Raw genomic sequence first — 9760 nt, 5'->3', positions numbered from 1 at the left:
CTTTTTGAAAGCCCCTGGTGCCGCAAGGCGCCAGGGGCTTTGTCTTTGCGGGCTTGTGACACCCGGCATTGCCGTGCGCGTCGTCGTGGATTGATCCGACGGGGTGCGAACGTACGGAGGGCCGGCTTTGAGGCTGGCCTGACCCTGCCTGCTTTTGCTTGAGTGGCGCTCCTTCCCCCTCTCTGGACAGGAGCCTCTCGCATGCAGCTGCTTCGAATCTACGCCGCCGGACTGTTCGCTCTGGGGCTCCTGCTGGTACCCGCTGAATCCAAGGCACAGCAGTCTGGAGTTCGCCTGGGCGTCGGCGCGGACTACTGGGTGGACACGAGCGCGGCCTTCAACTTCACGCTGGGCGTTGAAGGGCATGTCGCGGGTCCACTCTTCGTGGGGGCCCGCTTCGGCGCGGTGCTCGTCACCGATGGCAACATCATTGGCGTTCCGTTGGACATCTCGCTGCGTGCGACGGTGGGCCGCACCGTCTACATCGAGGGGCTCGCGGGCCCGTGGATCTTCTTCAAGGGTGACACCTTCAAGGCCCACGCGGCGTTTGGCTTTGGCCTCCAGGGCAAGGCCGCGAGCATCGGGGTCGAGGTGGGCTACCTCGATCCGAATCCCATCATCGGCCTGCGGCTGGGCTACAAGTTCTAGAGGCCGTGGCTCAGTAGTGCGGGGGACGCTCCTGCTGACGGGCGTCCACCAGGCCAGGCTCGGCGTCCAGCTTGCGCTTGAGTCGCTCCAGCTCTGCCTGGAGCGCGTCGATGACGCGCCCCTGCTGGTAGAGCACGTCGCTCAGCTCCTGCAGCAGCTCCTGCTGCTGCGTGTAGCGGATTTCCAGCTCGACCAGGCGCTTGTCTTCCATTGCCGTCTCCTCCGCTCGGGGACCGTGCCCATGAATACCCTTGAATACCTACAGCGCGCCCGTGAGCTGCTTGGACGCGGACAGCCCGAGCTGGCGGAGTCCGCGCTGAGTGACGCCATTGATGCCGCCGTGGCGGCGGAGGACCTGGTCCTCCTCACCCTCGCCCGGTTCGCGCTGGGGGAGCTGCTCTTCCAGCAGGGCCGGGATGAAGAGGCAATCCCCTTCCTCCAGGCCGTGGTGCGCACCGAACGGGCCGACGGCTCCGTGGACGCGCCGGTCATCGCCTCCGCCCGGATGCTCCGGCAAATCCGGGGACAGGAGCCTCGCTGAGCATGCCCTGCGCTTCAGGGCAGCCGGCACTGCTCCCGGATGGCGTCCATCCGCTGGGGGAAGCGCCGCTCCAGGTCCGTGCGCGTCTGGCGGGCTCCCTCGAGCCTCCCCGCCTTCACCTGGAGGGTGCAGAGGGTGGCCAGCGCCCGCGTGTCGGAGATGTCCAGGCGGTCCGCCTGTCGCAGCGCCTCTTCCGCGGCGTCCGCGTTGCCCAACTGGAACCAGGCGATGCCTAGCTGGAAGTGGCCTTCCGCGAGCTTCGGGTCCTTCTGCACCGCCTGCTGCAACAGCCTTACGGCTTCGCGGCTCCGGCCCTCCTTCGTGAGCACCAGCCCCTGCTCCACCAGGAGCCGGGCCGCGGGCACCTTCCCCTCCAGGGAGGTGAAGACCTTCAGGGCGTCCTCGGGCCTTCCCATCCGGCTGAGCAGCCGGCCGTAGCGCACGCCGACGAGCGGATCTCCGGGTGCCTGGCTGTAGGCCCGGGACAGGGCCTCCGTGGCGCCCTCGATGTCGCCCTTCTCCTCGCTGAGGTCCGCCCGGAGCAGCTCCGCCCGTGGGTCCATTGGCGCGAGCTTCCGGGCCTTGCCGAGCGACTGCTCCACGCAGCGGGTCATGCGCTCCCGGTCACAGATGCGCGCCAGCAGGAGCTGGGTCTCCAGCGCGTTCGGGTCCCTTCGCTCGGCCTCCAGGGCCAGGTCGTGGGCTTCCGCTGGCGCTCCTTCGCGCAGGAGCTCCGCCGCCGTGCGCAGGTCCGCCGCCGTGGCCTTGTCGTTGTGCTTCAGGGGCACCAGGAACCGCAGGCGGCCTTCCACGTTCTCCGTGGCCCGGGCGATGGCCAGCTCCTGCTCGGGCATGTTGCGGGGCAGGAACAGGGGGATGACGTGGATGGCGAGCGCCACGCCGCAGACCCAGAGGACGCCTCGGAGCCCCTGGTTCCAGCGCCGGCCGGTCCGCTGCCCCGGTTCGTTCGTTGCCTCGCTCATGAGGGGTTTCTAAACGGCGCGCAGGTGGGGGCGCAGGCCCGAGGGAAGCTCCAGCTCACAGCTCCAGCACAGCTCGAAGTTCGCCGGGTTCTCCTCGCCGCAGCGGGGGCACGTCACCGAACGGCTGGCGGCTTCCTGGTTCGCCTGGAGCTCCCCGAGGACCTGGCGCCCGGCCTCCAGCTCCTCGGACCACAGCCACAGCTCCACCCAGGCCTCGGTGCTCGGTATCTCACCGCTCAGCGGGACCAGGGACTCGCCGCGGATGTCGACCGAGAGCCCGGCTGATTCCAGGGCCCCCGCCAACATCCGTGCCTCTCCGACCGTGCGGTGCACGGAGAACTGCACGCGCTTCATGCTGCTTGTCTGTCAGAACCGGGGCGTCAGGGCAACCTGCCCCGGTTGCTTCCCTGCTGTGCCCTGGCAGACGTGGCCCTCACGGGCCGTGCGGCCCGCCCGTCATTCGTCGTGACGGAGCTGGTGCGGCAGGACGGCGTGGGCGTGGCGGGGGCCCGGGCGTGGAGCTCCGCCGTCAGCAGGGCGTCCAGCTCCGCGAGCAGGCGATCATACCCGCCCCCGGCGCCCTTCGCGGGCAGCCGCTCCGTGGCGAGCCTCAGCCGGGGCGTCTCCTCGTCCTCGAAGGCCAGGGTCACCGCCAGCCCGTCCGGGCCTCCAGCCTGGGGCGCGAGGGTGGCGGGTTCGGGCTCCCGCTGGAGGGTCTCCAGCAAGGGCCCCAGCCGGCGGATCTCCTCCTGCGTCAGGTCCCGCTCCATTACCGGTTCGCCCTGCTCCAGGACGCGCAGGTGCTTCAGGCCTTCCACTCGCAGCGCCTGCGCGCCGGTGTTCGTCCGGCCACTGCGCTCGTAGGTCACCGTCTTCACGCGCCGTACCTCCCTGGGTTCAGGAGTAGGCATCCGCCTCCTCCTTCGCATCCGGAGCAAAGCGCGCCCGGCGCTCCCGGTCCCGGAACGACAGCCCGAGCGACTGGTGCCGGACACTGTGCAGCGCCCGCTGGGCCCCTGCGCTTCCCGGGCGCGTCTCCCTACCGTGCCTTCGTCCGGGCGCCCATGTCCGGACACAGGGAGGACGCAGAACGATGAGCAAGCACAAGACCCCGAACCCGAATGATCAGCGCTCCAACACGAAGAACCCCGAGCGCCCGGAGCACAAGTCCGCTCAGGACAACCGCGCGAACCAGATGAACCCGAACCGTCCTCCGAACCCGCCGTCCCACATGCCCTCGCACGGCGGTGGCACGACGGGCGGGGACGACTCCTCGAAGCGCTGACCACAACCGGAGAGGCCGGCCGCGCGTTCGGGCCGGCCCCTCTGGCGGTCATGGGTCAGCGGACGCGCGGCGAGCACTCGCCTTCGCCACGGTAGTGGCCCACGGTGCGCACGAGCGCCGTCACGAAGTCGCGCAGCGTCCGCACGCTGCCCGCGCCTCCCGTGCCGTACTGGTTCGACGGCAGCGACGTGAGGTCCACCAGGCCCAGCTCGTCGAGCGTGACTTCACCGTCCGGACCGACGATGCCCACGCTGTCCGCTCCGGCGATGGCGTCAAAGCGCATCTTCGCGTCGGACGACTGGAGGTCGTCGAAGAAGAGGTGGTCGCCGTGGAGGGTGAGCTGCACCGTCTCCGTGCCGCCCTTGGGCACCGTCACGCCGTTGCCGATGTCCTCGTTCTCGCAGTGCTCGTAGAGGGTGTTCGTGGCGAAGCCCCAGTGGAAGCGCTTCGTCACGGTGCCCTTGGTGGCCGTGCCCTCCACGTAGACGGACCAGCCTTCGGTGTTCATCCGCGTCACGTCCTCCGCGTCCGCGTTGCCGGCGGTGGCGTCCGCGACGGGCGCGATGGCGTAGCTCACCTCGTCCCATTCCTCGGCGGCGAGGTCGTTGAACTTCGCGACGTCCACAGGTCCCGGACGGTGCACGTCGTACACCTTCGCGGCCGTCTGTTCGGCGGCGGTCTCCCCTTCGTGGTTGGCAACCTTCACCTCGCCCAGCTTCACGAGGAACTTGTCGTACTTCACGCTCCAGCCGTCCTCGAAGGCGCTGGCGGGGATCTGCTTCTCGATGAAGTCCTCGCCGTACGTGGTGAACGTCACGTTGCCCTGACCCGACGAGCAGGCGACCCCGGCGAGACAGGACACTCCCATCAGCCAATGCTGCTTCATTGCGCGGCTCCTTCCACCCACGTCACGACGTAGGCGCTGGTGTCTTCCACGCCGCGCACCAGCCCGTTCTGGGCCTGGCTGCCGGCGGGGAAGGTGGAAACGCCGGCCGCGTCCGGAAGCGACGCGGTGGCGAAGTCGATGCGGTCCGTCCATCTCCCCAGGTCCACCGCGATGCGCACGAAGCCGGCCTCCTGCTGGAGGTCCCGCTCGAAGCGGACGCCTTCGATGGCCTTGGGCAGGTCCACCGTCGCGTCGAAGCGTACCGTGGCTCCGGACGTGTGCGTCGCCGTGCCACGCACGTGCGCCTGGTGGCCCGCGAGCACGCCTTGCGCGTCCGTGGCCGCCGTGGGCGTCACGAGCGTCAGCTCCAGCGAGCCGTACGAGCCCGTGACCGCGTTGGCGTCACCCAGGTTGCCGCCCGCGAGCAGGTCCACCGTCTGGACGTTCAGCACCTCTCCCAGCGCGTCGCCGGGGACGTAGTGGCCGGGGTGCGCGTTCGCGGTGCCTCCGATGAGCGAGTACCAGTCGAAGCGCGGGGCGCGGCTCGACAAGAGCACTCGGCCTTCGAAGAAGCGCACGGAGCCCACCGAGAGCTGCGCGGCTTCGGGCGTCACCGTCCAGCCGTACGCGTTGGGAGCCGTGGGCGCCGTCGCCGTCATCGTCACCGCGAAGGCGCGGCGCTCTGCTTCCGTTTTGCCGCCGCAGCCCAGGCTCAAGAGGGTCGCGGTCAGCGCCAGCGCTCGGAGCGGGGCGGGGAGTGGGTTCATCACAGATGGACCTCCAGGGTGAGCGAGGCCACGCGTGGCGACCCCGCAGTGAAATGTCTGGCCGGCACGAGGCTGGGCTGGGAGGTGGGGTCGAAGCGCGAGCTGTAGACGAACTCGCCGTCGCGCCAACGCGTGTTGAGCAGGTTCTTCACGTCGAGCCGCAACGCGAGCGCTCCCCGGCGCAGCGCGGCCTGCACGTCCGCGAGGAACACCGTGTGGCTGTATTCGTCGTAGGGGAGGGGGCGCGGCCCGATGAGCGTGAGGCCCGTGCCCAGGGACAAGACGGATCCGATGCCGGGCAATGGTTTCTCCCAGCCCACGTCCGCTCGCGCGACCAGCGGCGCGAAGTAGGGGAGCTTCGCGTCCGTCCTCGTCACCGTCGCGTTCGCCACCGTGGCGCTCAGCGCGGCGGTGACTCCTTCGAGCGGGCGCGCCTGCAGGGCCGCGGAGATGCCCGTGCGCAGCGTCTCTCCCGTGAAGACGGTGGTGCCCACCGTGTGGTCGAAGAAGAAGTCGTCCGCCACCTGCGAGCCGAAGACGCTCGCCTGGAAGGACAGACGTTCTCCTTCCTTCCGGGTGCCCAGCTCCGCGCCGTGCACGTTGACGAAGGGGGCCTGTTCTCCTTCCGCGAGGCTCCGCGCCTGCGGAGAACGGAAGCCGTCCCCGTAGCTGGCGAAGAGGGCCCAGGTGTCCGTGAGCGCGTATTCGACGCCGGCCTTGGCTCCCCAGTGCACTCCGAAGGCGCTGCGCGAATAGCCCTGTCCGTCGTAGTAGCGCGGGTCGCGGAAGGCGAGCGCGTCGAAGACCTCCACGCCCAGCGCGTCGGCCCGGCCTCCCAGCCGGAGGGCCCAGCGGCCCAGGGGGAGCCTCGCTTCGGCGTAACCCCAGACATCCGTTTGTGTGATGTCCGCGTCCACTTCGTCCGCGAAGAAGGTGCCGTCCGTCTCGCGGTAACGGCGTTGCGTCTGGTGGATTCCGTCGCGCCTTCCTCCGAGGCCGAGCTCCAGCGCGACGGGGCGGTCGAAGAGGATGACCTGTCGGCGGTGTTCGGCGCGCAGGCCCAGCGTGGAGCCGTCGTTCGTCTGCTCCAGGCCGTCTCCCCGGTCGTCCACGCGGTAGCCCGTGAAGTTGTTGCGCAGGCGCAGGTCCGAGAGGATTCCGAAGGCCTCCAGCCTCGTGCGCGCGGTGCCTTCACGTGGCAGGTCCACTCCGATGAGGAGCTGATGCCTGGAGACCGTGCCGCCCTGACGTGGGAAGGAGCCGGAGTAGAACGTGCGGCGCCCAGCTTCGAGGTCGTCCTCGCGCACCACGCCCGGGGAGTCGAAGCGCGTGACGTAGCTGCCTCCCAGGATGCGCGCGCTCAGGCCGTGGCCCAGGTCCAGGTTCGCCTGGGCGAGCAACGCGGCCCGGCCGTAGCCTCGCTGGGGACCGAAGCCGTCACTCTCTCCGAGCTCCGCCGCCGCGAAGGTGCCGGGGTCCTCGCCGGGGCGCACCGTCACGACGAGCCGGCGCTGGTTGAACTGGCCCAGGGTGCCTGCGAACTCCACGCCCTTCTCCCGGGCGCCCAGGTCCATGCGCACCGTTCCCGCGACCGCGAAGTCCCCCTGGAACGCGCGGTAGGAGCCCTCCGTCACCTCCAGGGATTGGACGAGCTCCGGGATGATGAAGTTGGTGTCCGCGTAGCCGAGCGCGTGGAGGTGGCTCACCTCGTTCACCGGCAGGCCTCCGACGTTCAGCTCCACGTCCTGCCCGTGGAGCGCGTCGAAGCCCCGGAGGAAGAGCTGCTGCGCCTTGCCCTCGCCGCTGTGCTGCGAGGCCACGAGGCCCGGGACGACGCGGAGCACGTCCGTCGCGTTCGTGCGCGGTGCCGTGTCGAGGATGTCCCGGCCCAGCGTGACCTCGGAGGCGCTCCGCGCGGGACGTGTGCCTCGCACCACCGTGGAGCGCTGCTTGCCAGAGGACTCCGGCGGTGGCGTGGTGGCGGGGGCTTCCGCCGGCTGCTGCCCGGCGGGAGAGGCGACTGCGTCGCTGGAGGCTTCCGTTGGCGGCTGCTCGGCGGGCGATGCGATCGCGTCGCTGGGGCTGAGGGCTTCCGTCGGCGGCTGCTCGGCGGGCGATGCAACCGCATTGCCAGGGCTAGTGGCTTCTGAGGATGTCTGCTCGGCGGGAGCTGCGTCTGCTTCGCTGGGGCTGGGGACTTCCGGTGTCCGCTGCTCGGACGATGTCGCGCGTGCCTGGCCGGAGGGCGGTGCTTCCGTGGGCTGCCGCATCATGGGTTGCTGCTGTTGCTTCGTGGCTTCTGTCACCGCGTGGCCGGTGGCCTCCGGGCGCGGCCCTTCCTTTGCGACAGGCGGGGCTGCGTGAAGACACGTCGAGAGCGTGGCGAACGCGATGAGCAACATGGTCACGGGAGGGGATGCACGAGGAGACGGCGACACGTCCCCGGTTCGCGTCGCGACGCGCTCCAGGTCACGCGGGATGAGATGGCTGGGGACACACGCTCACGCAGGGCCGTGTCTGGCCCAGGCCAGACGGTCCGCATGCTCGCAAGTCATCCTTACGGAAGTCCGAAGTGCCCGGATGTCACTAGGGGCCCTGCGGCATCGCCGCGGACCGCAACCGCTGACCCGGTGACCACTCCGGGCCCCTCGCCAGCTCCACCCACCAGGACACCTGGCGCGGCTTCGGCGGCGAAAACACCGCCCAATTCGCCGCCACCGCCAGCAGGTGCTCCACCGAGCCCGTCAGGTGCTGGTGGCCATGCCCCCGCGTCGCTCCGTCCAGCGTGCCCTGCCCGGACTCCGACGGACCCGTGGCCTTCGCCGCATCGCTTGCAGCCTGGGCGCGGTGGACGTGGCTGGCGGCTCCGTGCTCGTGGCGCCCCAGGCCTCCACCGTGGCCCACCACCGCGTGCAGCACCGGCGCCACCGCGAGCCCGTACACCAGGACCCACAGTCCCAGGAACGCCAGGTCACGTCGGTCTCGGGAGTCCCACACGGCGGTTCGGGGGCGGCGGCAGAGCGTCCAGGACGGGGGAGGTGAGGCGACCGCCTGCCTATCCGTCCTCCCCAGGACACGCAAGGCCGCCACCGCCGCTCGCTGCCGGACAGTGTCCCGCCACCCAGTGCCATGACCCCGTGGACCTCTTGACGCATTGCATTGGAATCCGCTGCGGCCGAAGACTTCCCGTCATAGACTCCTGGCGTGCGTTCTGAATCCGCCGTGCTCCGTTCGCTTCCTGCCTCCACGGAGGTTCCCGCCCCACCGTCGCGGGCTGACCGCCTGCGCTCGTTGGGGAGCGAGTCCTTCGACCTGCTCGTGATTGGCGGCGGGGTGACGGGCGCGGGTGCAGCTCGGGACGCGGCGCTGCGGGGCCTGAAGGTGGCCTTGGTGGAGCGCGAGGACTTCGCCAGCGGGACGTCCAGCCGCTCGTCGCGGCTCATCCACGGCGGCCTGCGCTACCTGGAGCACGGGCACCTGGGGCTCGTCTTCGAGTCGAGCATCGAGCGGCGCCGCCTGCTCACCCTGGCGCCGCACCTGGTGCGTCCGCTGGCCTTCGTCTGGCCCGTCTACGCGGGGGCGCGCGTGCCGCGCTGGAAGCTCAACGCGGGCCTCATGCTGTACGACGCCCTGTCCCTGTTCCGGAACGTGAAGGCCTATCAGCGCCTGTCGCTCAAGCAGGTGGTGGAGGCCGAGCCCGGCATCCGCGCCGAGGGGCTCAAGGGCGGCGCCCGCTACTACGACGCGGCCACCGACGACGCGCGCCTCACGCTGGCCAACGCGCTGGGCGCGAGCGAGGCCGGCGCGGTGGTGCTCAACCACGCCTCCGTGAAGCGGCTGGTACTGGAGGATGGCAAGGCGAAGGGCGCGGTGGTGGTGGATCACCTCACCGGCCTGGAGCACACCGTGCGCGCTCGCGCCGTCGTCAACGCGACCGGACCGTGGAGCGATGAGATCCGCCAGCTGGATTCGGACAAGGCGCGCACGGGCCCCTCGGTGCGCGGCAGCAAGGGCGTGCACATCGCCGTGCCCCGCTCGCGGCTGAACATCGGGGACGCGCTCACGCTGCTGTCCCCCGTGGACGGCCGCGTGATGTTCATCCTGCCCTCGGACGCGTTCACCCTCATTGGCACGACGGAGACGGCCACCCGCGCCCACCCGGCCGAGGTGCGCGCGAGCGAAGCGGACGTGGCCTACCTGCTCGCTTCCGCCAACGCCTTCTTCCCCGACGCCCACCTCACCCGCGAGGACATGGTCAGCGCCTGGGCCGGCATCCGCCCGCTGGCCGCGAGCGGCTACCACGGCAACAGCAACCCGGGCAGCGCCAGCCGCGAGCACACCATCGACGTGAGCCCGTCCGGCGTGCTGGCCATCAGCGGCGGCAAGCTCACCACCTTCCGGGTCATGGCCCGCGACGTGGTCAACGCCGTGGAGCGCCACCTGGCCCTCCCGCACAAGAAGCCCGTCACCCACGAGCAGCCCCTTCCCGGCGGCGACCTCCTCAAGCTGGACGCGGAGCTGGAGGCGGCGCGGCAGGAGGTGGGGGATGCGGCCACCGGCGAGCACCTGGTGCGCGCGTATGGCAGCCGCTGGCGCGCGGTGTGGGCGCTCACGCGCGAGACGCCGGCGCTGGCCGAGCCGCTGGCGGAG

Annotated in this window: 12 protein-coding genes; 4 read left to right on the top strand and 8 right to left on the bottom strand. The window is 70.5% G+C overall.

Features of this window, described 5'->3' with window-relative positions; translation table 11 throughout:
• Positions 1-201: 201 nt before the first annotated feature.
• The gene (locus ACLEQD_RS29255; protein ID WP_410388518.1) at positions 202-648 is read left to right on the top strand and encodes a hypothetical protein; all 447 of its coding nucleotides are present in this window, start codon (positions 202-204) and stop codon (positions 646-648) included.
• Between the two features lie 10 nt (positions 649-658).
• On the opposite strand, the gene ACLEQD_RS29250 is transcribed toward ACLEQD_RS29255, so the two are convergent.
• Positions 659-859, bottom strand: coding sequence for a SlyX family protein (locus ACLEQD_RS29250; protein ID WP_120527568.1), 201 nt, complete (start codon positions 857-859; stop codon positions 659-661).
• Positions 860-889: 30 nt separating this feature from the next.
• Between ACLEQD_RS29250 and ACLEQD_RS29245 the strand changes: the two genes are divergently transcribed.
• Positions 890-1189 carry a tetratricopeptide repeat protein gene (locus ACLEQD_RS29245; protein ID WP_410388516.1) on the top strand — a complete coding sequence of 100 codons (300 nt, stop codon included), beginning with the start codon at positions 890-892 and terminating at the stop codon, positions 1187-1189.
• A gap of 14 nt (positions 1190-1203) precedes the next feature.
• Here ACLEQD_RS29245 and ACLEQD_RS29240 read toward each other — a convergent pair whose 3' ends face one another.
• Genes ACLEQD_RS29240 through ACLEQD_RS29230 form a run of 3 tightly spaced genes read right to left on the bottom strand, consistent with a single transcriptional unit; the run spans position 1204 to position 3050 of the window.
• Positions 1204-2172 (bottom strand): tetratricopeptide repeat protein, encoded by a 969-nt coding sequence (locus tag ACLEQD_RS29240; RefSeq protein ID WP_410388514.1) that lies wholly within the window; start codon positions 2170-2172, stop codon positions 1204-1206.
• A 9-nt stretch (positions 2173-2181) separates the two neighbouring features.
• Positions 2182-2526, bottom strand: a complete 345-nt coding sequence (locus tag ACLEQD_RS29235) for a hypothetical protein (protein ID WP_410388512.1) — start codon at positions 2524-2526, stop codon at positions 2182-2184.
• 26 nt (positions 2527-2552) lie between these two features.
• Complete coding sequence (locus ACLEQD_RS29230) at positions 2553-3050, bottom strand: hypothetical protein (protein ID WP_410388510.1); 498 nt, start codon at positions 3048-3050, stop codon at positions 2553-2555.
• Between the two features lie 215 nt (positions 3051-3265).
• Here ACLEQD_RS29230 and ACLEQD_RS29225 point away from each other — a divergent pair, with 215 nt between their 5' ends.
• Positions 3266-3457 (top strand): hypothetical protein, encoded by a 192-nt coding sequence (locus ACLEQD_RS29225; RefSeq protein WP_410388508.1) that lies wholly within the window; start codon positions 3266-3268, stop codon positions 3455-3457.
• Positions 3458-3512: 55 nt separating this feature from the next.
• On the opposite strand, the gene ACLEQD_RS29220 is transcribed toward ACLEQD_RS29225, so the two are convergent.
• The 4 genes from ACLEQD_RS29220 to ACLEQD_RS29205 form a co-directional block, all read right to left on the bottom strand.
• Positions 3513-4343 (bottom strand): hypothetical protein, encoded by an 831-nt coding sequence (locus ACLEQD_RS29220; RefSeq protein WP_410388506.1) that lies wholly within the window; start codon positions 4341-4343, stop codon positions 3513-3515.
• Entirely contained in the window at positions 4340-5110 is a 771-nt protein-coding gene (locus ACLEQD_RS29215) for a hypothetical protein (RefSeq protein ID WP_410388504.1), read from the bottom strand. Before ACLEQD_RS29215 ends, ACLEQD_RS29220 begins: the two co-directional genes overlap by 4 nt.
• Positions 5110-7047, bottom strand: coding sequence for a TonB-dependent receptor (locus ACLEQD_RS29210; RefSeq protein WP_410388502.1), 1938 nt, complete (start codon positions 7045-7047; stop codon positions 5110-5112). The genes ACLEQD_RS29215 and ACLEQD_RS29210 overlap by 1 nt, the downstream gene beginning before the upstream one ends.
• 649 nt (positions 7048-7696) lie before the next feature.
• On the bottom strand, positions 7697-8107 hold the full coding sequence (locus tag ACLEQD_RS29205) for a hypothetical protein (RefSeq protein ID WP_410388501.1): 411 nt from the start codon (positions 8105-8107) through the stop codon (positions 7697-7699).
• A gap of 207 nt (positions 8108-8314) precedes the next feature.
• Here ACLEQD_RS29205 and ACLEQD_RS29200 point away from each other — a divergent pair.
• Positions 8315-9760 (top strand): glycerol-3-phosphate dehydrogenase/oxidase (locus ACLEQD_RS29200; protein WP_410388499.1); only part of this gene is annotated, 1446 nt, incomplete at its 3' end.

The organism is Corallococcus sp. 4LFB, from assembly GCF_046520365.1.
Lineage (GTDB): Bacteria > Myxococcota > Myxococcia > Myxococcales > Myxococcaceae > Corallococcus > Corallococcus caeni.
The sequence above is the reverse complement of the archived record's forward strand: the minus strand, read 5'-3'. Positions and strand labels throughout refer to the sequence as shown.

Bases quoted from the DNA above. Each gene is read 5' to 3' on its own strand.
- ACLEQD_RS29255 (WP_410388518.1), top strand. From the start codon at position 202: ATGCAGCTGCTTCGAATCTACGCCGCCGGACTGTTCGCTCTGGGGCTC.
- ACLEQD_RS29250 (WP_120527568.1), bottom strand. From the start codon at position 859: ATGGAAGACAAGCGCCTGGTCGAGCTGGAAATCCGCTACACGCAGCAG.
- ACLEQD_RS29245 (WP_410388516.1), top strand. From the start codon at position 890: ATGAATACCCTTGAATACCTACAGCGCGCCCGTGAGCTGCTTGGACGC.
- ACLEQD_RS29240 (WP_410388514.1), bottom strand. From the start codon at position 2,172: ATGAGCGAGGCAACGAACGAACCGGGGCAGCGGACCGGCCGGCGCTGG.
- ACLEQD_RS29235 (WP_410388512.1), bottom strand. From the start codon at position 2,526: ATGAAGCGCGTGCAGTTCTCCGTGCACCGCACGGTCGGAGAGGCACGG.
- ACLEQD_RS29225 (WP_410388508.1), top strand. From the start codon at position 3,266: ATGAGCAAGCACAAGACCCCGAACCCGAATGATCAGCGCTCCAACACG.
- ACLEQD_RS29220 (WP_410388506.1), bottom strand. From the start codon at position 4,343: ATGAAGCAGCATTGGCTGATGGGAGTGTCCTGTCTCGCCGGGGTCGCC.
- ACLEQD_RS29215 (WP_410388504.1), bottom strand. From the start codon at position 5,110: ATGAACCCACTCCCCGCCCCGCTCCGAGCGCTGGCGCTGACCGCGACC.